Source organism: Telmatobacter bradus, from assembly GCF_048629425.1.
GTDB classification, from domain to species: domain Bacteria; phylum Acidobacteriota; class Terriglobia; order Terriglobales; family Acidobacteriaceae; genus Telmatobacter; species Telmatobacter bradus.
The window spans coordinates 3774199-3797996 of record NZ_CP184532.1 but is presented as its reverse complement, the minus strand read 5'-3'; the positions used below and the strand labels follow the sequence as shown (position 1 = coordinate 3797996).

Here is a 23798-nt window from a genome sequence, read left to right as displayed (position 1 = left end):
CAGCCGTTGCGCTACACTATTGATTCCTGCATAAATAATGCAATGATTCAGCGCAAAGAAATGGACAACTCGGATTGGGCGATGCAGCCGCGCAGTTTTGCCTGCGAGTTCCGAATTCCGTCAATGGAGCCAAGTATGTCTTCCATCAGTTCGTCCACATCCTTTGGGCAGCTGTTGGCCAGTTCCCGCTTGGCCAATGACCAGACGCCTTCGTCTGGATTCAGTTGCGGGGCATAGGACGGAAAGTGCTCGATGCGCAGCCGGGGATGCTTTTCGAGAAATTGCTCGATAGGCTTTCCCTTGTGCGTCGATGAGTTGTCGAGGAGCAGAATGATCGGGCCGCGCAGGAGGCGCGTCAGTTCGCGCAAATACAGACAGACCTCCTCCTGCCCGATGTTGTCGTAAAAAAGAAGATAGTAGAGACCGAGATGATGTCGTCCAGGGCTGACGGAAATTCCCGAGATCACCGAGATCTTGTCGCGCTGTCCTTGGCGATGGCGGTGGATAGGTGTTTCCCCTTGTGGCGCCCAGGTTCTGACCACGTTGGGAATCATCAAGAAGCCCGATTCATCGGCAAAGACGATGTGGGCGCCCAGCCTTGTGGCGTTTTTTTTATACGCGGCCACTCTTTTTGTTTCCAACGCTCGATCTCTTCTTCGTTGCGCTCCAGAGCGCGTCGTTCCGGCTTCTGCGGAGTCCAACCGAGATCGTGCATCAACCGGCCTATGTGATCCGGGTGGTAGCTCACGCCGAACTCGCTCTCGATCAACGCGGCAATGCGTGCGGTGGTCCACAGATTGGTGCGATAACCCTGAGCCATCGGCCCCTTGAGCAACAGCCGAACAAGCTTCTTGCGCTCAGTAGCACCCAACTTCAGGGGGCGTCCAGGAGAAAAACGGACCTGCAAAGCATCGTCTCCGCGCTGCCGTCGAGCATCGCGCCAGCGCATCACTGAACTCGCGTTACATCCTATCTGTCGTCCGACTTCGTTGAGCGAGCAGCCTTCATCCAACAGCGCTAAAGCACGACGGCGACGGTCTTCCAAAAGCTCGGCACTTGCCTTCAGTCTGGGCATAGGGGTACCGTACCTCTGAAAGTATTATTGCATTATTTATGCAGTAGTAAATAACTGAGCTACTGGTACAAAACTTCCGGCAGGCCAAGGGACAGAACCTTAAACTCGCTATCTATCATCAGCAACATCGGCGGCATCAATCACTATGGTGATGGAGTCTTTGTGTCCCTGCTGGGCATGCCAGAAGGGACACAAAGACTCCATCATGGTTCACGTCTTCGATGGTTCGAAGAACTCGTTCATCGTCGCCGAGTGGGTCAATCTCACCAATAATTCATTGGTGTCGCCCATTACTGCCAGGGTAACGGGACTGGCAGACACCGGTCCATCATTCTGCTCCCCTATAGATATGGTCCCGACAGCAAGATCGACGTGCGTGGAATTTACGTGGCAGACGGAGTCCCAAGGATTCTATTGATGGCTTCAACAAAAATCTGGCACTGATTCCCATCCCCCAGCTCATCTATCCACCGCATCCGCCTCTGACCGGCTCCTATCGCAGTATCACCGGCCACCATCGTATTTTCACGACCGCTGCGGAACTGAGTGACATGGTGACGCGCATCAATCGCCCTGTCAGCTATTCGGAGCAACGTTGCAGCGCACTGGCGACCAGGATCAAGTAGGGTCTCGCGCCCGGCGTTAACTGGGATCTTACCTATTCCTGATGCAACGCTCGTTAAGGGCGGAGCCCACGTGCCCTCTGGCGCTCCCAGCGGTAATGACGCGGCTCGTCTGGCAAAACAAATCCTGCTCGCATGGGCCGAACACGGATTCCCCAGGGATACTCAAGGCCACATCGTTCCGCTGCTCTCACAAACCTGCGCGATTGAAAGCGGGGAGATGACTCGCAAGGCGCTGCCAAGCAACACAACGGCAACCTCAGGCGCAGGAACCAGGACTTACACCACGGACTGCCATCACCAATCGGCTCGCTTACAGAAAAAATCAAGCAGCGCCTAGGGAAGAATGAGCTTGCTTACCCTGCACGAACGAGGCCAGCAAATTTCCTGCAACGCCGATGGCCACCAGATTGGCTGGACGGCCCACGGTTAGAGAACTAGCTTGATCCGCCAGTCCGATCATCGAAGCCGGGTTGGCTGTGAGCAGGCGCAGCGCCTGCTCCAGGGGCGCGCCGGTATATGCGATGAAGTTGGTGAGTGCGCGGTCCAGCGTGAGCACGCTGCCTGCTAAAACACCGCCAGACATCGCTTTTCCGTTGGCCACCTGTACGGGAAATCCACCCAGCAAATATTCGCCGTCAGGCATGCCCGTGGCGCTCATCGCGTCAGTGACAAGAATAGCGCGTTGCGGCCCTTTGGCACTCCACCACAGCTTGACGATCTCTGGCGCGGTGTGGATTCCATCGCAGATGAGTTCGGCAAAGAGGTCATCGTTGGCCAAAACGATGCCCAGAATGCCGGGTTCGCGATGGTCGAGCGCGCGCATGGCGTTGAACGTGTGCGTCGCACTGACGGCTCCAGAAGCAATGCAGGTGCGTGCCTCAGCTGCGGTGGCGTTGGAGTGGCCCATGGAGATGCGCACGCCGCGCGCTGTGGCATGAGCGGCCAACTCAGCCGCGCCGGGCAACTCGGGAGCCAGAGTCATCAGGCGAACGTGGCCTTCCGCAGCTTCATAGAGACGGTCAAAAGTGGCGCAACTGGGTTCGAGCAGATCTGCGGGCGGATGGACGCCCCGCTTCTGGTGAGAAAGAAATGGACCTTCCAGATGAATGCCGAGCGGCCGGGCCTGCGCTTCGGGCGTGGGTTGCGACAAAAGCTTTGCCAGTCCCGAGAGCGAGCGAAGAGTCGCATCCAGCGGCGCAGTCACGGTTGTTGCCAGATAGCTGCCGGTGCCGCGCGAGGCCAGGAAGCTGCCCACCGCGCGGAGAGCTTCAGGCGTGGCTTCCATCACGTCGTGCCCGCTGCAGCCGTGGATGTGAACGTCAAAGAAAGCTGGTGCCAACGTCGCGCCGGGATAATCGAGTACCTGAGCTTGGGCCGGAAGCTCTTTGGACGCGCGCGTGGAGATGGAAACGATCAACCCGTCTTCGATCACCACCATGGGGTGATGGAGCATGCTGATTCCGTCCCATAGTTGTTCCGCGGTAAACACAGTAGGCATGTGTCGGCGTTCCTTTTTTGATCTGGTGAGTGGGCTCGGAAGCTCCCCCCGAGCCAATGTTGCGCGGCGAGCTACTTCTGCTCACCGCGGGACGGTTCGTCGCTGTAACGGGCGATGGTCAGCTTGCCGCCTTCGCGCGCCCAGGCGCGGTTCATTCCAGGCGTATTGAAGCTCCATGCCATTTGACCGCTGGGTGTGAGAGCAATGACTCCGCCCACGCCGTGCAGTGTTTCCAGTTCCTTATGGATTACCTCATCGGCAGCCTGTTGCAAGGGCATGCCTTTGTATTGCACCAGCGCGCAGACCTCGCGCGCAATGGTGAGGCGGATAAAGTACTCTCCGACGCCGGTGGCAGATACGGCACAGGAGTTATTTGACGCATAAGTGCCTGCGCCGATGATCGGCGAGTCGCCTACACGCCCCGGCAACTTGCCCTGCGAACCGCCCGTAGATGTACCTGCGGCAACGTTGCCCTGACGGTCAAGCGCGACCACGCCAACGGTGCCATAGTGACGCTCGACGGCAGGAGCATACGAAGGAATTGACGTTGTCAGCGGCGCAGGCGGCGCGCCTGCGGGTCGCGGCGGCACCGGACGACCTTCCCGCTTGAGTTGCTCCACCAGTTCCTGCCAGCGGGTTTCAGTGAAAAAGAAACTGGGGTCCACCTGCTCCAGGCCCACATGTCCGGCAAAGTTGTCTGCACCTTCGCCAATCAACATTACATGCGGCGATTTATCCATGACCGCGCGCGCCAGACTGATGGGATGGCGGGTGCGAGTGACGCCGGCCACCGCGCCGGCTTTCAGGTTGGAACCGTCCATGATGGCCGCGTCCAGCTCATTTTTTCCGTCGGCGTTGAAGACCGCGCCACGACCGGCATCGAAGAGTGTCGAGTTTTCCAGCGTGCGAATCGCAGCTTCTACCGCATCCACCGATGAGCCGCCCTTGTCCAGCACCGCGCTGCCAACCTGAATGGCCTCGGCGAGCGTGGCGCGCACAGCCGCATCGGTTTTGGCATCGGTGGTGGAGCGCAGAATATCTCCCGCGCCCGCGTGGACCTCGATGGCCCAGTGCCGAGTTGACTGCTGTGCACAAACGGGAACCGCTATGCCTATCAGTATGAGCACTCCGGCTAGCGCATGCAGGGTCTTTCTCATCGGTGGTATCTCCTGGGATGGATGTGGTCCTCAAATCATTCGACTCAAGAGCAGCATCAGTGGGTTGGGCGTACGGCGCTGGCAACCGATGTCAGTTGCAACGCGGCGCGAAGTTGAGAAAGCGATGCCGTTGTATTGAGTTGGACCTCGACTGGTTGGTTGGGCAGAAGGTCAATAAAGTTCGTGGAGTAGTTCGCATCGAAACCGGGCGTGGTCATTTGCACGGCGCGCGCCAGAGTCTTTGATTGCAGGCGGACGCGATAGCCTTTGCCGTCCGGGGCAACTGTCACGCGGGCATCGATGACAGGCTGCGGCAGCTTGAGATCCCGCGTTTTGACAAAATAGAGCGTGTGGCTGGCGAGGGTTTCGTGGTTGGCGACAAACTCAAAAACAGTCACATCGCTGGCCGGATCGAAGTTCGCCAGAGAGTTGGGATCCAACGGAACGATGCTGAGCGAAGTGAGTGCCGGTATGGTGATGGGTTGCTCGGATGCGGCAATCACGTGGCCACTAAAATCCATCACGCGCAAGCGCAAAGTGCCGCTGACGGGTTCCAAGCGGTCCGAAACAATGTGCGTCTGAATCTTGCCGTCTTGGTACACAGGCGCAATCGCCAGCGGCGCATAGAAGCGCTTGGCGTAGTATTGCAGAGCCTTGGGGCGACCGAAGTAATCGATGCTCGCCCACGAGACCACCGGCCAGCAATCGTTCAATTGCCAGTAAAGCGACCCCATGGTACGCGGCATCTGGCTGCGCAAGTGTTCCGCTTCGGTCTGGATGGCCTCGGCCTGCACGAATTGGCTCAAATAGTCGAAAGAAGCGAAGTTATGCGCGGGGCCTGTCTCTTCATCGAGATAATGCTTCATGCGGTCGAAACCATGAAGGAAGCGCTCGTGATTAGCCAGAGCGGGCGCGGCAAAATCCTCTTCGTTACCCGCAAAGGCGCGAACCGTTGCCAGATCGGGCATGCCCTGAAATCCATACTCCGAAAGAAAGCGCGTCTCCACCTTGTTGTAGTCAGCGATGGGCGCTGCGCCACTCCACACATCCCAGAAGTGCATGTCGCCGTTGTGGCTGTTGTTGGCACGCTCTTGAAAATCCGCACCGGGCGAACTGGGCCAATAGGGCGTGCCACCGCCCTGCTCGACAACCACGCTTTTCAATATGTCGCGGAACAGGACCACATAGTCTTGCCAAACGCGTTCGCGCTGCTCAGGTGTGATCTTCTTCTGGAAATCGAGGTGATCGTCCCAGGAATTCCATGCCGTTTCCACTTCGTTGTTGCCGCACCAGAGCACCACGCTGGGGTGGTCGCGCAGGCGCTTCACCTGCTGCACAGCCTCTTCGCGCACGTTGTTCTGGAATTCAGTGTCGCCAGGAACCATGCCGCCACCGAAGGCAAACTCCTGCCACACCATGATGCCTAGCTCGTCGGCGATCTGATAAAAGCTGTCGGTCTGGTAGTAGCCGCCGCCCCACATGCGAATCATGTTCATGTTAGCGTCGCGGGCTGCGGTCAACAATGCGCGCTCACGGACAGGCGTGACGCGGGCCGGAAAGCTGTCCATGGGGATGACGTTGGCACCCTTGGCGAAGATGGGAATGCCGTTGACGACGAAGGTGAAGCTGACGCCCCATTGGTCGGGTTGGCGGCGTAGTTCCACCGCGCGCAAACCAATTTTTTCTTCGGCCAGGTCGAGGCTCTTCGCGCCGTTTTCGTCTTTGAGCGCCAGCGAAACTTGATAGCGATCCTGCGGGCCATAGCCAACCGGGAACCAGCGCCGGGGATGCTCGATGCGCAGCGGAATGGCAATGTGGTTCACGCCGACATCCAGCGTTTGCACGCCGTGATAGTGAAGATTGCTGGCCGCCGCTGAGCCGCTGCCTGCAAGATTAAGATCCAGCGACATTTTGCCCGCTTGGCTGGCTTCGATCTCAATTTCAGCGATCAACAGAGCGCGCTGCGCGGTGACCGAGTTCTGCTCGATGTGCAAGGATGTGATGCGCGCATCGTCCCAAGCCTCAATGTGAACCGGTCGCCAGATTCCCATGGTGACCAGCTTCGGCCCCCAGTCCCAACCATATTCGTAACCCGCGGTGCGGATGTAATGGCCGACGGGATAAATACCCTTGGCCCGATCAAAAACCTCGTAGCCGCTGCCAGGCAGGATGTACGGCAGCGCAGCAACCACCGGCGACATGACTTTATACGGTGAGTGAAAGAGCACGCGGAGTTCGTTGTCGCCGGAGTGGAGCAGCGGGCGAATGTCGGCCCGCCAGACGCGGAACATATTGTCGGTTTTCAGCAGCGGCTGGCCGTTCAGCGTCACATCGGCAAAGGTATCCAGGCCTTCGAAAACCAGCTCGATGTGTTGCCGGGCCAGTGTAGAAGTGGAGGGGCGAAGCGTGGTGCGATATTCCCAATCCTGCTCGCCCACCCATTGCAAGCGCTTTTCATTGTCCACCAGAAATGGATCGGGGATAAGTCCTGCGGCTTGCAGGTCGGTTTGCACCTCCCCGGGGAGCGTGGCGGAATGCCAATCGCCCACGCCTGGGTGCTGGGTGTCGTTAATGCCGCGAAACTGCCAGCCAGTGTCGATTTTTTCGCGAATCGGCATAGATTGGCCGGCGGCCCAGGGCGCAAGCAGGCCCAGGGCTGCCGCAAAAGAAAGCACAAGCGTCCATTGGGCTTGATTGCTGCGCCCCAGGCTGCGGAAGTTCATTTTCCCTCTCCCGTTTCTGCCACGTTATACATCTGGAATTCGCGAATCGCGGCCGCATCCGTACTGGTGAGAATATTAAGCCGTACGCGGCTGGCGGTGACGGTCGGAAAGATGTCGATCTTCTTGTGGCCGATAGCTTCTGCCGCGGCCACGCTCTTCCACTCTTTGCCATTCCATACATCAATTGAATACTTCTGCACGCGCTGGCCGTTGTTCAACCACTCCATGGTTAGCGCACGGTTGAAGGTAACCGGCTTGGCAAAATTGACTTCCAGAGTGGAGTGATGCGACCCCGCAGGCGCACTCCAGAAGGTGTCCGGATTGCCATCGAGGGCGGCGGCGTTTTCTACGTTGGTGGGCGCATGTTGCAGAGCCAGGTTATGCGCATAACGCTCGCGCACCGCCTTGCCAAACTCTTGCAGGCGGGCCACATCGCTGTCCGGCAATAGTCCGCGACGATCCGGCGCAAGGCCCAGCATCAACTGCGCACCGTGGCCGATGGTCTGATCATAAGTGTCCAGCAGCTCATGCAGACTCTTCACCGAAGCCTCGTCGTTCGGATGCCAGAACCAATGCTCATTGCGCAGCGGCGTATCGGCTTCCACCGGACGCCAGCGCAAATAGCCGTGACGGTCGATCACATTCCAATTCTCGTAAGGAACGCGGCCACTTTCTGTGCCCACCCAGCGTGCATCGCCGTATTCGAAGAGTCCGGTGTCGGCGAAGACGGTGGTGTTGGGCTGGTAAGTACGCAGGGTTTCGATGATCTTCTTGAAATCGTAGACGTGACCTGTACTGCCTGCGCCGTCCAACCAGAATTCGACCAGATCGCCATAGTTGAGCGCCAGTTCGGTGAGTTCCGCCTGATAGTAATTGTCATACGCGGCAGAGTCTTTGTACTTGGGTTCGTGGCGGTCCCAGGGCGAAAGATAGATGCCAAACTTCAGGCCATATTTGCGCGCCGAACGGGCAACTTCGGCAACCATATCACCTTTACCGTCTTTCCAGGGACTAGCCTTGATGCTGTACTTGGTCTGCTCGGTGGGCCACAGGCAGAAGCCGTCATGATGCTTGGCGACAAAGACCACGTACTTGGCACCGGAGTCGCGCACCGCCTTCATCCACTGATCAGGATCGAACTGCGTGGGATTGAAGACTGCTGGATCGGCCGATCCGTCGCCCCATTCACGATCCAGAAAGGTATTGGTGGAGAAGTGAATAATGACGCCGAATTCCAGGTCTTGCCAGTCAAGCTGTTGCGGTGCGGGCTTGATATCGGGAAAGCTCTGCTGCGCCAGCATCAGAGGGGCGCACAGCAGGAGCCCAAGTCCGACGCCGCAGAGACGGCTACGCAGGAATCTTATGGGATTGCAAGAAGACTTCATGGTTGAATCTCCAGTGATACGCAGTTTATCGTTCGAGTTGCAAATTCCAAGTTCTATAGCGCGGTAACAGCCGTCTGTGCGGCGCGGGTAAAGCGATGGCGAGCATTCCATAAAGCGCCTGCTGGTGGATCGGCTGGCGTATCCAAAACCACAATCGAGGGGTAACGCTTGCGCATGTGCCTCACCAGAGCCTCGCGCAGCATCGTCACATGAGTCAGAATACTGCCAGCCACGGCCACGGTGGGCAGCGTGAACGGCTGCTGCGACTCGGCTTCCAGAGTGCGCATGCGTTCAATCAGCAGGCTAGCCAAATTGGCCAGATCCACGCCGCCGCGCTCCAGAACTTCCATTGCCACAACGTCGCCTTGCACGGCGCATTCCAGCACCATCGGCACCAGCCTGGAAAATTCGGGCGCTGGATTCGCATTGGCAAACTCAATCAATTCATTCAGTGAATGCAGATTCCAGAACGATTGCGCCAGATCCAGCAACCGCGTGGGGAGTTGCCGGTCAATGGCCAGAAACCCGCGGCGCAGGCTTTCCACGCCGATGTAATGCCCCGACCCCTGATCGGCCAGCGCCGGACCCCAGCCGCCTGCGGTCACCATCTTTCCCTCGGCGGTGCGGCCGGCAATGTTGGAGCCGGTGCCGGAGAGAATCAAAATTCCGCGCTGACCGAAAAAAACCGAGTCTAGCGCAACTTCAACATCGCCGATCAAATATAGCTCACCACTGACGTGACGGGCAAAAACCCGCCGCAGCCAGTCAGTCACCAGAGGGACGGTCTCGCCCGCAGTGCCAATGCAGCAACTGGCGATGGAGTCCATCGCCACGCCGGTGACTTCCGTCAATTGCTGCAACCCGCTCAGCAGATTGGCTTCGGCAGTCTGCGCGTCTACCTTCATGCGCTTGATGGTACCGGTGCGGACGCGGGCCAGTTCCTGGGTCTCATTGCCCAGTACAAATTCAGCCTTGGTGCCCCCTGAATCTACGCCGAGGAAATAGTGCATTTCTTCACTCGTCCTTTCCGTGAGTCGATCAATTTCTACGATGCTGAGGCGACACGATTCCACAGGGTAAAATCGCCTGCCAACTGGACGCGGGCTCCCTTTAGTCTCTGCCAAAATGATCCTCCAAACACGGAAAAGTGACCATTTAATGCCAATATAATCGTTCCAGTATAAACTCGGATAAGGAAATAACCATTTTTCACTTTTCGGAGATCTGAAGGTCGGCTTGCCAGTTCGCACAGATTTCCACCTTCCCGACGTGAAGTGCTGAAGAACAATTTCCCAAAGATTGGACGTTTTTTTACAAATTATCATGGAAAATTTTTGCTTTGAACTGTGCGCCGAGAGCTTGGAAGCAGCGAAGGCTGCCGAGGCAGGAGGGGCGGATCGCATCGAGTTGTGCACCAATTTGTCGATCGGAGGCCTAACGCCAAGTCTTGAACTGATGCGTGCAACGACAGACGCGCTTTCCCTTCCCGTTCACGTTCTCATTCGTCCGCGCGGAGGCAATTTTGCCTACTCGGAGGAAGAATTTCTCCTCATGCGGCGCCAGATCGGGCAGGCTAAAAGTCTTGGAGCAGCAGGAGTTGTGGTGGGCGTATTGCACCAGGATGGCCACGTGGACATCAACCGCTGCCGCACGCTGGTGGAACTGGCTTATCCGATGAAGACGACCTTCCACCGCGCCTTCGATGAAACGCCCCAGTTGAGCGAGGCCCTCGAAGCAGTGGCGCAGACCGGCGCGGAGTCTCTGCTGACCTCGGGGGGCGAAGCCGATGTATTGACAGGCGCGGCGGCTATCGGGCGCTTGCGTCAGCAGGCCGGCGAGCGATTGCAGGTGATGGCTGGTGGAGGTCTGACGCTGCAGAATCTGCCGGAAGTGGCGCAGCAAAGCGGCGTCTCCTGCTTACATGGGTCGCTGATGCGTCGGCATGGCGCGCTCCGCAGGGGAGAGAATGGAGTGACCGCAAACAGCGGTGGGGTAAGTGTTTGGGAGATGCTGGAGGCGGATGTACGTCAGGCGGTGGCATTGTTTCGCCGCCAGCGCCAGTTGCAAGCGATGTGCTGAGACTATGTCTTAAAGCAGTTCTCCAATAGGTGTAGCCCTTTGTAGATCGTGCAACGGAGTGGCTTTTTCTTGAGGGAAAAGCCACTCCGTTGCAGAGGCTTCGGTGTACAGCAATTGGAGAGCCGCTATAGGAGCACGAAATGGTTGAGATGAATCGGCGAATATGGTTACAAGGAGCGGCGACCACACTTGCGCTGGGACCGAAGGCCTGGGCGGCGACTGGAAACGGGCTGGCAGCTTTGGAGTTGCCGCAAGGTCGGCCTGCGCCGGGAGCGCGACGGTTCACGAGCACTGCTGTCGAAGAGCTGATTCCGCAACTACAGCGGCGCATCGCCGATCCGGCGCTGGCGACAATCTTTGCAAATTGCTTTCCCAACACGCTGGACACTACGGTGTGGCCGGGAAGTTTCGAGGGCAAGCCGGACACGTTTGTGGTAACCGGCGACATCAGCGCCATGTGGTTACGCGACTCTTCGGCGCAGATGTGGCCGTATCTGCCCCTTGCCAAGCAGGACGAGCCGCTGCGCGTGCTGCTGGAGGGCGTAATCCGTCGCCAGGCGCGCATGATTCTGCTCGATCCCTATGCCAACGCCTTCCTGCGCAGCCCCAGCGATACGCCGTTGAATTGGGCGGTGGGCGACCAAACCGAGCACCACGCCGGTGTGGGCGAGCGCAAATGGGAGGTCGATTCGCTCTGCTATCCGATCCGTTTGGCGCATGGCTATTGGCGCAAGACCGGCGATACGCGGCCCTTCGATGCACAGTGGCAAGAAGCGGCGTGGACGATTGTGCGCACCTTCCGCGCTCAGCAGCGCAAGACCGGTCTGGGGCCTTATTCGTTTCAGCGCAGCTCGACCTCGCCGACAGAGACCTGTGCGCTGGGCGGCTGGGGAAATCCGGCGCGCCCGGTGGGTATGATCTTCTCGATGTTCCGACCTTCCGACGACGCCTGCACCTATCCGCTGTTCGTTCCCGCCAATCTTTTTGCAGTGATGAGCCTGCACCAACTGGCACAGATGGCATCCGAAATTTTGCACGATGCCAAGCTGGCAACGGAAGCCGAAGCGCTGGCCGCCGAGGTGGAGAGAGCGCTGCATCAGTACGGAACCACCGAGGACGCGCGGCACGGAAGCATCTGGGCTTACGAAGTGGACGGTTACGGCAATGTGCTGAAGATGGACGACGCCAATGCTCCAGGATTGCTCAGCCTTGCGTATCTGGGTTGCTGCAGCGCGGGCGACCCGCTTTACCGCAGAACGCGTTCCTTTGCGCTGAGTGACGCCAATCCCTGGTTCTTTCGCGGCAAGGCTGGCGAAGGAATCGGCGGGCCGCACGAAGGGTTAAACAGCATCTGGCCCATGTCTATTCTGATGCGCGCCTTTACTTCGCTCGATCCGCGCGAGACGCGCCAATGCTTGTTATGGCTGCGCAATACCACCGCCGGAACAGGCTTCATGCACGAGTCGTTCGACAAAGACGATGCGAGCAAGTTCACGCGCCCCTGGTTTGCGTGGGCCAATACGCTCTACGGCGAACTGATCGTGAAGCTGGCCGCGGAGCGGTCCGGATTACTGAGCGAACCGCTGGGATAACAAGCCATGCCGGAGATTTGAAGGCGATGATGAACGGAGCGGAAACCATGACGAAATTGCTTTTTCTGTCGCTGCTCTTCGCGGCGATGTTATCGTTCGCGCAATCGGGGCCTACCCTGCGGGAATGTGCGGGAAGCCTGACACCGGTGGAGTTGGACCGACAGATCGACGGGCTGATTGCGCAGATGACACCGGAAGAGCGGATTGCGCAGTTGCAGGATCGTGCTCCAGCGATTGCTCGACTCGGGATTCCGGCCTATAACTGGTGGAACGAGGGCTTGCACGGCATCGCGCGCAACGGCTATGCCACGGTGTTTCCGCAGGCCATCGGTCTGGCGGCAACCTTTGATCCAGCGCTGCTGCAGCAAGTGGGCGAAGTGGTGGGAACCGAGGCGCGCGCCAAGTTCAATCCCCACCAGAATGCCGATTCACCTCGCTACGCGGGCCTGTCCATCTGGTCGCCCAACATCAACATTTTTCGCGATCCACGCTGGGGGCGCGGCCAGGAGACCTATGGCGAAGACCCGTATCTGACTTCCCTGCTGGCCGGCGGATTTATTCGCGGCATCCAGGGGCCGGAGGGTTTTTATCGCCGTGCCGATGCCACTCCCAAGCACTTTGTGGCGCATAGCGGTCCGGAGTCACTGCGCGACGGCTTCAATGCTCAGGTGAGCGCGCAGGATCTGGCCGATACCTACTTGCCCGCTTTTCGCATCGTGACCAGCGACGCTCATGCGGAGGCCATGATGTGTTCCTATAACGCAATCAACGGCACCCCGGCCTGCGCCAACACCGCGTTGATCGAGCAGCGCGTGCGTCGGCAGTGGGGATTCGCGGGCTACGTGGTTTCCGACTGCGATGCTGTCGATGAAATCACCGAGTTCCTGCACTATACCGCCGACGATGCGCATGGCGCGGCCGCAGCATTGAAAGCGGGCGTGGATCTGGATTGCGGCAGCACCTATCAGCACTTGAATGAATCACTCCAGCAAAACCTGATTACCCTGCACGATGTGGATCAGGCGCTGCACCGGCTGCTGCTGGCCCGTTTACGGCTAGGAATGCTGCAACCGGTCTCGTGCTCTCCCTATGCGACGATTGCCGCTGATGCCGTCGATACACCGGCCAACCGCGGACTGGCGCTGCGGACAGCCGAAGAATCAATGGTCCTTCTGGAGAATTATGGATTGCTTCCCTACGATTTTGCTGGCAAACGCGTAGCTGTGATCGGTCCCACCGGTGATCTGCTCGAAGTGATCGAGGCCAATTATCACGGAACCGCGCAGAACCCCAAGACGATTTTCGAGGGATTGCGGGATGGACTGCCCGCCACTGCGCAGCTCAGCTACGCGCAAGGCTCGGTGCTGGCAGAGGGCGTTGCGGTTCCCGTGGCGCGTACGGCGCTGCAGAGCGATGCGCAGCCGGGTTTGCGCGCTGAGTACTTCAATAACACCAAGTTTCAGGGCGCGCCCGTTGCAACGCGTGTAGACCCGCGCGTTGATTTCGATCTGGATCGGATCGAGCCGGTGGCTGGATTAGGACCTGTGTACTCGATTCGCTGGTCCGGTACATTGCAGCCGCCAGCAGCGGGCAACTATCGGCTTCAGGTAAGCATTGATCGCTGTTTCGACTGCAAGGGACACGACGGCTATCGCTTGTGGGTGGACGGCAACAAGCTGCTCGATGACGATGGCAGCGTCGAGAAACGCCCCGACTCCGTCACTCTGCATTGGACCACCACCGATCCGCACGCGATCCGGCTGGAACTTGAGCATACCGGCGAGGATGAGGGCATTCATCTGAAGTGGGAGGCACCCGCCGCAGCGCAGATCCAGGAAGCCGTGGCCGCAGCCGCGCAGGCGGATGTGATTGTGGCAACGCTCGGCCTCTCGCCCAATCTTGAAGGCGAGGCCTTGGGAATCAAGGTGCCAGGTTTCTTCGGCGGCGACCGCGAAACGTTGGAACTGCCCGCCCCCCAGAAGAAGCTGTTGACAGCTCTCGCTTCGCTGCACAAACCGGTGATTGTAGCGCTCAGTTCCGGCAGTGCGGTAGCGCTTGATTCCAGCGTCCAGGCGCTGGTCGAGACCTGGTATCCGGGCGAAGCCGGTGGTAAGGCGCTGGCACGATTGCTGAGTGGCGCGACCAATCCTTCTGGGCGCTTGCCGGTCACCATCTATCGCTCCGCCAAGGACTTACCCGCGTTTACCGACTACTCGATGGCACATCGCACCTACCGCTACTTTGATGGCCCGGTCGCCTATCCCTTCGGCTTCGGCCTGAGTTACACGCAATTCATGTATTCCGCGCCGAAACTCTCCGCGCAGCACCTGCAGGCGGGGCATCCGCTGCAGGTGAGCGCGACGGTGAAGAATGTGGGAGAGCGGGAAGGAGACGAAGTAGCGGAATTGTATCTGATTCCGCCCCCAGATGCCGGAGCGCCACGACTGAGCTTGCAGGGCGTTCACCGCGTGCATCTGCGGGCGGGCGAGTCGCAACAAGTGCAGTTTGTGCTCGATCCGCGCCAACTGAGTTCTGTGGATGCGGAGGGGAAACGAGCCATCCGCAGCGGACGATACAGAGTGGTTGTGCGAGGATCGCAACCCTCCGATCCGAAGCAGGCGGGCACGGCCTTCCAGATGACCGGAGAGCAGTTACTCGCTCCCTGATCCAACCAAACTGATCCAATCAAACCCTGAGAACGCGGACGCCTTGGCTCTCAAAAGGTTCGACCGCTTCCGGGCTGGCTCCGGTGTCGGTGATCAGGAGATGAATTTCATTGACTGGGCAGATGAAGGCGGAACTGACTTTGCCCAGCTTGCTAGAGTCCGCGGTCACGATCACCTGCTTGGATTGCTTGAGCATTTTGCGGAAGACCAGCGATTCGTCGGCCTCCATGGTGGTCGCTCCACGCTTGGCATCCAAGCCGGTGACGCTGAGAAAGACCTTGTCCAGATAAACGTCGTCGAGAAAGGCCAGCGCGGCGTTTCCGGTCAGCGAAAAGGACCAGGCCCAAGGCACCGCACCGCCGGTCAAAAAAGTGCGGATGCCGGGCTGATTGCAAAGCTCCATGCCGATATTAATAGCATTGGTGACGACTTGAATCTTGTCGCGGTGGCGCAGGCTGCGGCCAATGTGAGTGGTCGTGGTTCCAGCCGTAAGACCCACCGTTTCATTGGCTTGCACCAATTCAGCGGCGGCCAGACCGATGCGGCGCTTTTCCGCGGCAAAGCGCTGTTCGCGCGCCAGGAAGGAGCTGTCGTAGCGGAAAGGTTCGTAGAGCAGCGGCTCCACCAGGGTTGCGCCGCCATGCGTGCGGCGAATCAGCCCGCGGCTCTCCAGACGCACAAGGTCGCGCCGGATACTGGGCGCAGAGGAGCCCGCAACAGCCAGAAGTTCTTCGATGGTGGCGGTTCCAGCACTCAGAAGATATTTGATGATCTGTTCGGAACGGCGATTGATGGATTCGGACATCTCACTGAGATTCTAACCTGCGAATCATGGCAGTGTAGAGGCGATGTCAGAAGTGATCGAAGACAAACGTCGTTTAGGTTCACAAAAATTCGCCGTTATGATCGTTTAAGCATTATATGATCGTAATTGAACGATTTTTGTCTGCGACAGCAGCCCACAGAGGTGGTCTAGATGCCAAGCTATGCCCATGAAATGTTGCGCGAGATCTACGAACAGCCGGAGGCGCTTCGCTGCACCTTGGCTCTTTACTTGGACGGCAAGGGCCTGAACCGGGAGGTTGCCAATCGGCTGACGCCCTGGACCAATTCCGGAAGCGAAATTCTGATCGCAGCCAGCGGTTCCAGCAGGCATAGTGGTCTGGCTGGAGAAATTTTGCTCGAAGACTTATGTGGTCTGGCTGTCGATGTGGAATATGCCAGTGAATACAGTTGCCGTGGAAATCGCGATCTGCGCCACCCCAGCGTGCTGGTGCTTTCTCAATCAGGAGAGACATCGGACACGCTGGCAGCCTTGCATGAGGCGCGTCGGCGCGGGCAGAAGACACTGGCGATCACCAACGTCGCCGCCTCGACCATGGCATGCGAAGCTGATGTTTCGATGCCGCTGGCAGCGGGCGTCGAAAGAGCGATTCCAGCCACCAAGAGCTTCACCTGCCAACTGGCCGTTCTCTACCTGTTGGCGCTCTTTGAGGGCGAACGACTGGGCCGGATCGAAAAGACTGCGCTGGCCGCCTATATCGAGGAACTGCGCTCTCTGCCGGCCAAGATTGACGGTGCGTTGGATAGTTGGCGAGAGACAATGGCTGGTTTGGCTAGTAAATTCGCTTCGGCTTCTACCTTCCTTTATCTGGGACGGGGCATTCACTACGCCATTGCCCGGGAAGGCGCGCTGAAGCTGAAAGAAGCCTCTTATGTTCATGCTGAAGGCTATCCAACCGGCGAACTGAAGCACGGTCCCAATGCCTTGGTCAGCGACCAAGTGCCGTTGGTGGTGCTGGCTACGGTGGACTATGAATTGAAGGCTTCCGTGCAGCGATATGAAAAGACGCTGCAACTGCTTGCCGACATGAAGGCACAGGGAGCCAAGGTGATCGCCATCGCCAATGCCGGCAACGAGGAAGTGGTCAAACTGGTCGAGGACTGTGTGTTTATACCGCAGGCTTCTGAATATTTGTTGCCAATTCTGGAAGTCGTTCCGCTGCAGTTGTTTTCTTACTTCATGGCTCTGGAGCACGGAGTCGACGTTGACCGTCCCCGCAACCTTTCCAAGGCCGTGGTAGAGAAGTAAGCAGAATTTCAGCCCTACAATACGGAATCATCCGTAATAAACGCCTCGCGGAGTGAATCCCGCGAGGCAATTTTTTATGGGGCAGAGTTTGCGTCGCCAGAGAGCACAGGAAAGAGCCAAACCTCGGCAACCTGTCGGCCACGACCACTGCCACCCAATCCTTCTGGCCGGGTCCATGCAAGGTCGAGCGCGCCGCTGCTGGTTGCCTCTGCCGGAAGGTCAAACTCCATGGTTTGCGGATTGGTTTGTCGTTGCAGAGCGACATGAACCACGATGCTACCGTTCGCGGTGAGCCGCAGCGGCAGCGCGTAGTCTTCACCCGCGTAGACAACGCGCAGGCGATAACGCTGTCTGGGGTCCAGCCCCATGTAATGCAACTGCAGCGGAAACTCGTAAAGAGCTTCGGCATAGGTGAGCTGCGACCAGCGCCAGCCATCTTCGGGAGTATGGTCGGCGACGCCGTCGATGACGGAAGAATAAAACTCCGGGTCGGCAGCAAAGCCCGCGCCACGCACCAGATGCGACTCCTGCGCCGGGTTGCCAAGGTCGTCGTAGAAGACTCCAGCAGGCGGCGCGTCCCAGCGCACCAGATCCACCAACGCAGCAGATTGCTCTGTGGCGGGCAAGGCGCGAATACGTCGGAATTCCTGACGGAGCCAGACGCGGTCGTTCAGCGGAATGTCGATGCGGTCCAGATTTGCGCCGCGCTCCCAGTTGGATGCACCATAGCGTTGAACGCTCAGTTGCAAACCGATGTGGTGAAAAAGATCTCCCGCCAAAGAGAAGACGCGCGTGCGCAGCTCCGAACCAGGAACGGTAGCAGGTGGTTGCAGCGCAGCTTCAGCGCTGTTGAGTGCGGCGTCTGTGCTGTTGGCTGTGTGCAAAAGATCAAAAGTCTGCGCTTGCTGAAGCGTCTCCGCAGTGAGCCGGGTTTGCAGAAAAGCATCGTAGTAGGCCCGATACAAAGCCATTTCGAAACGCCAATTATCTTTGGGTACGTCGATGGATTGCTCCATCTGCTGGAAGGCATGCAACGTCTGGTGGATTTGCGGATTCGCCAGAATGGGTCCGCGCCAATTCCGCTCCAGATTGACGATTCCATCCGCGAAGAGTTGAGTCCACTGTGGGCCGATCAGGAAGCGTGCGTAATCTTCCAGAATGCTTTGTGCGGAGGTGGAAGCATTCCATCCCCATTGGGTCCAAAGGATCTTGTTGACATCATCGTTGACGCCCTCGGAGTAGGTGATGAAGCCCGTATGCAGTGCGGCAAAATGCTGATAAATGACTGCTTCATCGACCGGGCGTGGGTCGATGGGTTCGCGGCCTTCCGTAAGCTCGTAGACCGGGTCCCACTGCGGCACCGGGAACTGCGCGTGCAGGGTGTGGCCGATGTCGGGATAAAAGAGCAGAGGGATATTGGCGGGGATGCGACGGCGCTGGGTTTCAAAGCTGTCGCGAGATTGCGGTCCGAAGAAGACGCCGGAGAGCCAGCCCGGATGTTGCGCTACCAGGCGATAGAACTCCTCGTACTCTTTGCTATTCATGCCCTGCGCGGAAACATAGATGCGCGCGTCGGGGTGATAGCGGTGAAGCAGCGCGGCTTGCTTGGCAATCAACGGAAAGAGCAGCGCGGGCGGTGTGTGGCCTGGATCGCCCCCTGGAATCCAAAGAGCATCGACATGAGGAATCTGACGAAAGAGTTCTTCAAAGCGCGTCAGTTCGCAGGCCACATCGTCTGAACGGGCGTAGTCGGCTTCCATCTCGGGATAGTAGATGTCGCAGTTGAGTCCGTAGCGGGCAAGAATTTTCGAAATGCCCAGCAGGGTGTCGAGCGGCGGCGCGGGAAAGAGCGGACTCGCAGCGGCATCGTCCGAATTAGGCGCGATGAGCTGGATGGTATTGGCGCCAAAGATGGCTAGATCGCGTATTTGCTGCTCGAATTGCGTGAGCGTCCACGCGTCGTAGGTATTGTTTTTGAAGCGATAGCCGAGTTGGTGGCCGCGAATGGATTTCTGCGGCGCTTCGATCAGGCACAATGGCGCGGGAAGAGTGGCTTTGCCGACAGAGAACGAGAACTTGCGCAGCAAGGCTCCGATGCCAAAAAGCAGGCCACGATTATCGTTACCCGTGATCACAATCATCGATCGAGAATGCAAACGAAACGCATGAAGGCTGTAGGCCTCGGGTCGATCAGGAGGGAGAATTGAGGTTGAGCGAATGGCCGTCGGCAGAACTTGCGCTATCTGCGCACGCGTGCCAACAACAATGGTGCAACCTGCGTCGTGCGCAGGAAAGCTGTGCGCCGTCTCCCAACGCTGCGTGGTACGTTTGCCTGCTTCGTCCAGCAGCATTTCAACTGCGGTTGCTTCAGGTGTGTTGAGCTGGGCAGAGCTGACGACAATGGTTTGCGAGCAATCCAGAGGAGCTTCGGCCCAGGCGCGTGCGCAGCCGATGGAAAGCAGCAACGCCACAGCACATTGCGCCAGGAAAAAAACGAAGATTCGGGACGCGGCTTCACGGTAGTTATGCGACCGATTCATCCTGCAACTTGTAGGAACCATCATGCCAGATCGTCCTGACCGCCACAATTTTGGGTACCCCATCCTTGGCGCATCTTTGTTTTTGTGCCAAGGATGGGATGAGCATGACTATTACCGTGACCGCATGATTTGGTAATTACAACAAGTACCGCATTTTATTTCCAGGCTTTGCCTTCAAAATGCGCTTCAATCTCTTCGAGCGTTTTGCCTTTGGTTTCTGGCAAAAATATGAGGGCTACCAGGAAATACACCACGGTGAAACTCGAAAACAGAAAGAACATAGAAGAGTAGCCGTATTTGCTGACGAAAGGCAGAAAAATGCCGGCCAATGTGGTTGAAACCAGTTGGTTGATCAACAGTGCGATGCTCATACCGTTGGAGCGAATGCGGGTAGGCATCAACTCAGACAGCGCCAGCCATACACAAACGCCGGGGCCGACGGCATAGAAAGCCATATAAAAGTAGAGCCCCATGGCGACCAGCCAACCGTGGCGTGTGTCCGGCACCAAGCCAATCGGCACTTTGACAATCCGCAGCGGCGCAACGCGGGCCGCATCCAGATTCGCAAAGGGATTCTGGAAGAATGCCGCAATCTTGGTATCGGGAACGCAACTACTGCGGTTGATTTGCAACGCGGCCGCACCTTTGTCGTCGGAACGCACATAGTTGGTGGTCGCCGTGAAACCGCCGTACGCATAGATGACAGCCATCGAGGCACGGCCCGCATTGATCTGCTTGCCTGTATCGCCCTTTGCCGCCAGCAGTATTTTGGCTTCGGCCGCATCGAAGTGCAAGCTCAATTCCTGACTAGGACCGACCATCGCTTGCACTGCATCACGGGAGTCCACGCTGATTTTTTCCGTGCGCAGAAATAGAGTCCCCACCCCAACCATCGAGAGGATGATTCCGCCCGCGCCCAACGTCAGCAGAAACCTACGCCCTTTACGATCCACCAGCATCATCCCCACCATGGTCATCAAAAAATTGACCGTGGTGAACAGTACATAGCCCCAGTGCGCTTGCAGGTCGGAGAGGCCACTCTGCAACAGAATTCCGGCGTTGTAGCCGATGATCGAATTGATGCCGGTGGCTGTATTGAAGGCCAGAATCACGCAAGCCAGCAAGAAGGGAATGACATACTTGCGATGCAGCACCGAGCCGCGTGACGTCTTTCCTGCCGCGTTGGCGGAGAGCTTGGCAAATTCGAGATGTGCTGTTTCTTCCATCTCTCCTATCTCGAGTTGCGCCTGTTCTGGTGTTCGTGAGCGCAGCAGCGCGCTGTAAGCCAACTCCTTTTGTCCACGGCGGAAGAGCCAGCGTGGCGACTCCGTCACCATCAGGCTGCCCAGCATAAACAGAACTCCGGGTGGTAGCGATACCCAGAAGATATGCCGCCAAGCCTGATTCTTGAAGTCAAACAAGGTGTTGGCATCAGCGGAAAGAGCCACCGCTTGAACGCGGTAACTGTAATAGATGCCCACCAGAGCGGCAGCTACAATGCCCAATGTGAGCATCCACTGAAATGCACCCGTTCCTTTGCCTCGATCACGCGCCGATAGGCACTCAGCCAAGTAGAGCGGAACAACGACGCCGATAAATCCGCCGCTCATGCCCTGCAACAGACGCCCGAAAAACAGTGGACCATAGCCATGCGAAAGAGCAATGATGGGAATGCTGAGGACAAAGGTTGCGCCACTCAGCACCATCAGCGGCTTGCGCCCCATCCAGTCAGCCAGCGCGCCCGCAAACAGCGTGGAAAAGACGCTGCCCAGAAGCACGGCCGCCACAATCACGGAAAGCTGAGCTGCCGTCAAATGCGACGTTGCTTCCAGATAGGGCAATGCGCCGCCAATAATACCCACATCAATTCCGTAAAGCAGGCCGCCCAGACCGGCAACCAGCAGAAGAAAAACATTGTAACGGCGCTTCTCGACACCGTTGGCGGAGGAAGGCGTGGAATAGGCTTTTGTCACGGATCTCTGGCTGAACTTTCTCACGACTGGCGTGAAGATCTAGCAAAGAAATGGATTTTAGGCAGAAGATTCTTGCCTGTCGTCTGCGGGCTGCCTTTAGCCGGAAAAAAGCGTATCCGGCACGGAAGAATGTTTGTGCGATCAGTATACAATGATCAAATTAATGTCAAACGGTCACTAAGTTGATTTTTTGAGGTGCGCGATATGTCTGGTTTCTTTCCCGATGTTGTGAGGCTTGGAATGCTCAAGCTGCGGACAAAGCACGCGGCGAGAATTGCTCTGCCTCTACTCATTGCACTTCCGACTATGGCCGTGGCCCAGGTGCGGTTGCTGCCCGCTCCGCGTGAAGCTCATTTTTCCGGCCAAACTGCGCTGCTGCAATCAATGGTGGTCAACGTCCCCGGCCATGACGCCGAGGACGAGTTTGCCGCGCAGGATCTGGAAAACGCAGCGCGGCCGCAGATTTCTATCGCGGACAATAGCAGCACGGCCTATTCGGTACTTTTGCTGCGCAGTGGCTCTGCTAAGGCCAAAGATCTGCTGGCACAGCATCACCTAACACTAGATGCGCAGATGGAGGACGAAGGCTACGTGCTGGCTGTTGAGCCGCATCAGGCTTGGGTCGTCGCCGCATCGAGCTCCGGCATCTTCTATGGCGTGCAGACTCTCAAGCAGTTACTTCCGCTTCCCGGCAGCAAGCAGACTCTACCACTGGGCACGGTGCGTGACTGGCCAGCAATGAAATATCGCGGCATTGACGATGATCTTTCTCGCGGCCCTTTTCCCACGCTGGAGTTTCAGAAGCATCAGATCCGGATCTTTGCTTCTTATAAGGTCAACATTTATTCGCCCTATATCGAACACACCTTGCTCTATCCCAACCAGCCATTGGCCGCACCGCCGGACAGTGCACTCACTCCGGTCGAGGTTGCCGAGCTTGTCCAGTATGCCCGCCAGTTCCATGTCGTGATTGTGCCGGAACAGGAGGCATTCGGGCACCTGCACCACGTGCTGAAATACGACATCTATCAGGATGTCGCCGAGACGCCGCACGGCCACGTGCTTGCTCCTGGGCAGCCTGGTACGCTGCCCCTGATCAAAGACTGGTTGACGCAGGTTGCTGCCGAGTTCCCTTCTCCCTTTCTGCACATCGGCGCCGATGAGACCTTCGATCTGGGCGTGGGTCGCACGCATCCGCAGGTAGTAGCCAAGGGCTACGGACCGGTCTACGTCGATTTCCTGCTGAAGATCCATGAGCAACTTGCGCCGCTCCATCGTCGATTGCTGTTCTGGGGAGATATTGGTGGCTCCGACCCTGCGGCCGTGGCCGGCTTACCCAAGGATATGATCGCCGTGCCCTGGAACTATTGGGACACCAAAGGATTCGATAAGATGATCGAACCCTTTGCTAAGGCGGGTATCGAGACCTGGGTGGCCCCGGGAGACGGTAACTGGAACGAAGTCTTTCCGGTTGCACAATCAGCCTTCGGCAATATCCAAGGCTTCATTCGCGACGGACAAAGGCTTGGTTCGACGGGCGCTCTGACCACCATTTGGAACGATGATGGCGAAGGCCTCTTCAATATGGACTGGTACGGCACGCTCTTCGGCGCGGTGGCCGCATGGCAGCCGGGCGAGAGTTCAATCAGCGCGTATCAGGATGCCTATGGACAGCTCTTTCATGGTGATGCCAGCGGCAAAATCAATCAGGCTGAGAAGGAGTTGATGCTCGCTCATGCTGCATTGAGCCAGTCGAAGAGTGGATTGAACAGTGATCAACTTTTCTGGCTCGATCCCTGGAGCGCCGAAGGTCAGGAAGCATCGGCCAAGGTGCTGCCCTTTGCGGTTCAAATGCGCATTCACGCCGAGCAGGCGATTGTGCTGATTGAGCAAGCCCGCGCCGCCAATCCCAGCTTGAAGGAAGTTGACGCGTTGACCGCCATGGATATGGGTGCGCGCCGTCTGGACCTGATTGGCTTGAAGTTTGAGTTATGCCAGGAAATTGCGGAGGCATACGCTCAGGTGCTGCTCCGTCAGCACGATCAGGCGCACAGCTCGGAGGTTCATAACATGCTGGACGAAATTAGCAGCATGTTTGGCCGCTGCCAGGATCTGCGCGATGCATATTCGGCTTCGAAGAACGAGTACAAGCAAGTGTGGCTGAGTGAGAACCGACCTTATTGGCTGGACAATGTGACCGTCCGCTATGACCTGCGCATCGAAGAATGGCAGCGGCGTGGCGAGCGCTTTGCTACCGTCACCAGAGACTTTGAAAAGAACAAGGATTTACCTTCCGCTTCCGCGTTGGGACTGCCGACGGTGACTCTAGCCAACAAAGCAGAAGCGAACAAAAACGAGCATTGAGTTACACCTGCGTCGCGATCTCGTTTGG

Annotated in this window: 15 protein-coding genes; 5 read left to right on the top strand and 10 right to left on the bottom strand. The window is 57.9% G+C overall.

What is annotated here, in order from left to right; all coding sequences use genetic code 11:
• Positions 1-47 precede the first annotated feature (47 nt).
• The 7 genes from ACOBR2_RS15635 to ACOBR2_RS15605 all read right to left on the bottom strand — a co-directional run bounded on the left by ACOBR2_RS15635 (position 48) and on the right by ACOBR2_RS15605 (position 9474).
• Positions 48-554, bottom strand: a complete 507-nt coding sequence (locus ACOBR2_RS15635; RefSeq protein ID WP_420239962.1) for an IS630 family transposase — start codon at positions 552-554, stop codon at positions 48-50.
• Positions 554-1075, bottom strand: coding sequence for an IS630 family transposase (locus tag ACOBR2_RS15630; RefSeq protein ID WP_420236105.1), 522 nt, complete (start codon positions 1073-1075; stop codon positions 554-556). The genes ACOBR2_RS15635 and ACOBR2_RS15630 overlap by 1 nt, the downstream gene beginning before the upstream one ends.
• Positions 1076-2023: 948 nt before the next feature.
• Entirely contained in the window at positions 2024-3199 is a 1176-nt protein-coding gene (gene nagA, locus ACOBR2_RS15625; protein WP_420237041.1) for an N-acetylglucosamine-6-phosphate deacetylase, read from the bottom strand.
• Positions 3200-3270: 71 nt separating this feature from the next.
• A complete protein-coding gene (locus tag ACOBR2_RS15620) occupies positions 3271-4356 on the bottom strand; it encodes an isoaspartyl peptidase/L-asparaginase family protein (RefSeq protein ID WP_420237040.1) in 1086 nt (361 codons plus the stop codon).
• 56 nt (positions 4357-4412) lie between these two features.
• Positions 4413-7079: a beta-mannosidase gene (locus tag ACOBR2_RS15615; RefSeq protein WP_420237039.1), complete on the bottom strand. Its 2667-nt coding sequence runs from the start codon at positions 7077-7079 to the stop codon at positions 4413-4415.
• Positions 7076-8464 (bottom strand): alpha-L-fucosidase, encoded by a 1389-nt coding sequence (locus ACOBR2_RS15610; protein ID WP_420237038.1) that lies wholly within the window; start codon positions 8462-8464, stop codon positions 7076-7078. The genes ACOBR2_RS15615 and ACOBR2_RS15610 overlap by 4 nt, the downstream gene beginning before the upstream one ends.
• A gap of 53 nt (positions 8465-8517) precedes the next feature.
• Positions 8518-9474 (bottom strand): N-acetylglucosamine kinase, encoded by a 957-nt coding sequence (locus tag ACOBR2_RS15605; RefSeq protein ID WP_420237037.1) that lies wholly within the window; start codon positions 9472-9474, stop codon positions 8518-8520.
• Positions 9475-9787: 313 nt separating this feature from the next.
• Between ACOBR2_RS15605 and ACOBR2_RS15600 the strand changes: the two genes are divergently transcribed.
• The 3 genes from ACOBR2_RS15600 (at position 9788) to ACOBR2_RS15590 (ending at position 14801) form a co-directional block, all read left to right on the top strand.
• Positions 9788-10543, top strand: coding sequence for a copper homeostasis protein CutC (locus ACOBR2_RS15600; protein WP_420237036.1), 756 nt, complete (start codon positions 9788-9790; stop codon positions 10541-10543).
• Positions 10544-10683: 140 nt separating this feature from the next.
• Entirely contained in the window at positions 10684-12135 is a 1452-nt protein-coding gene (locus ACOBR2_RS15595) for a glycoside hydrolase family 125 protein (protein ID WP_420237035.1), read from the top strand.
• A gap of 47 nt (positions 12136-12182) precedes the next feature.
• On the top strand, positions 12183-14801 hold the full coding sequence (locus ACOBR2_RS15590) for a glycoside hydrolase family 3 C-terminal domain-containing protein (protein ID WP_420237034.1): 2619 nt from the start codon (positions 12183-12185) through the stop codon (positions 14799-14801).
• Between the two features lie 19 nt (positions 14802-14820).
• Here ACOBR2_RS15590 and ACOBR2_RS15585 read toward each other — a convergent pair whose 3' ends face one another.
• Positions 14821-15606, bottom strand: a complete 786-nt coding sequence (locus ACOBR2_RS15585) for a DeoR/GlpR family DNA-binding transcription regulator (RefSeq protein WP_420237033.1) — start codon at positions 15604-15606, stop codon at positions 14821-14823.
• Positions 15607-15777: 171 nt separating this feature from the next.
• On the opposite strand from ACOBR2_RS15585, the gene ACOBR2_RS15580 reads away from it, so the two are divergent.
• Positions 15778-16893, top strand: a complete 1116-nt coding sequence (locus ACOBR2_RS15580) for an SIS domain-containing protein (protein ID WP_420237032.1) — start codon at positions 15778-15780, stop codon at positions 16891-16893.
• 74 nt (positions 16894-16967) lie between these two features.
• On the opposite strand, the gene ACOBR2_RS15575 is transcribed toward ACOBR2_RS15580, so the two are convergent.
• Together ACOBR2_RS15575 and ACOBR2_RS15570 are read right to left on the bottom strand one after the other, a co-directional pair.
• Positions 16968-19433 carry a hypothetical protein gene (locus tag ACOBR2_RS15575; protein WP_420237031.1) on the bottom strand — a complete coding sequence of 822 codons (2466 nt, stop codon included), beginning with the start codon at positions 19431-19433 and terminating at the stop codon, positions 16968-16970.
• Between the two features lie 155 nt (positions 19434-19588).
• The gene (locus ACOBR2_RS15570) at positions 19589-21406 is read right to left on the bottom strand and encodes an MFS transporter (RefSeq protein ID WP_420237030.1); all 1818 of its coding nucleotides are present in this window, start codon (positions 21404-21406) and stop codon (positions 19589-19591) included.
• A gap of 306 nt (positions 21407-21712) precedes the next feature.
• Between ACOBR2_RS15570 and ACOBR2_RS15565 the strand changes: the two genes are divergently transcribed.
• The gene (locus tag ACOBR2_RS15565; protein ID WP_420237029.1) at positions 21713-23770 is read left to right on the top strand and encodes a glycoside hydrolase family 20 zincin-like fold domain-containing protein; all 2058 of its coding nucleotides are present in this window, start codon (positions 21713-21715) and stop codon (positions 23768-23770) included.
• Positions 23771-23798: the final 28 nt, after the last annotated feature.

Coding starts and splice junctions, on each gene's coding strand:
- ACOBR2_RS15610 (WP_420237038.1), bottom strand. CDS start 8,464: ATGAAGTCTTCTTGCAATCCCATAAGATTCCTGCGTAGCCGTCTCTGC.
- ACOBR2_RS15615 (WP_420237039.1), bottom strand. CDS start 7,079: ATGAACTTCCGCAGCCTGGGGCGCAGCAATCAAGCCCAATGGACGCTT.
- ACOBR2_RS15630 (WP_420236105.1), bottom strand. CDS start 1,075: ATGCCCAGACTGAAGGCAAGTGCCGAGCTTTTGGAAGACCGTCGCCGT.
- ACOBR2_RS15590 (WP_420237034.1), top strand. CDS start 12,183: ATGACGAAATTGCTTTTTCTGTCGCTGCTCTTCGCGGCGATGTTATCG.
- ACOBR2_RS15600 (WP_420237036.1), top strand. CDS start 9,788: ATGGAAAATTTTTGCTTTGAACTGTGCGCCGAGAGCTTGGAAGCAGCG.
- ACOBR2_RS15620 (WP_420237040.1), bottom strand. CDS start 4,356: ATGAGAAAGACCCTGCATGCGCTAGCCGGAGTGCTCATACTGATAGGC.
- ACOBR2_RS15580 (WP_420237032.1), top strand. CDS start 15,778: ATGCCAAGCTATGCCCATGAAATGTTGCGCGAGATCTACGAACAGCCG.
- ACOBR2_RS15605 (WP_420237037.1), bottom strand. CDS start 9,474: ATGCACTATTTCCTCGGCGTAGATTCAGGGGGCACCAAGGCTGAATTT.
- ACOBR2_RS15595 (WP_420237035.1), top strand. CDS start 10,684: ATGGTTGAGATGAATCGGCGAATATGGTTACAAGGAGCGGCGACCACA.
- ACOBR2_RS15635 (WP_420239962.1), bottom strand. CDS start 554: ATGATTCCCAACGTGGTCAGAACCTGGGCGCCACAAGGGGAAACACCT.
- ACOBR2_RS15585 (WP_420237033.1), bottom strand. CDS start 15,606: ATGTCCGAATCCATCAATCGCCGTTCCGAACAGATCATCAAATATCTT.
- ACOBR2_RS15565 (WP_420237029.1), top strand. CDS start 21,713: ATGGCCGTGGCCCAGGTGCGGTTGCTGCCCGCTCCGCGTGAAGCTCAT.
- nagA (WP_420237041.1), bottom strand. CDS start 3,199: ATGCCTACTGTGTTTACCGCGGAACAACTATGGGACGGAATCAGCATG.
- ACOBR2_RS15575 (WP_420237031.1), bottom strand. CDS start 19,433: ATGAATCGGTCGCATAACTACCGTGAAGCCGCGTCCCGAATCTTCGTT.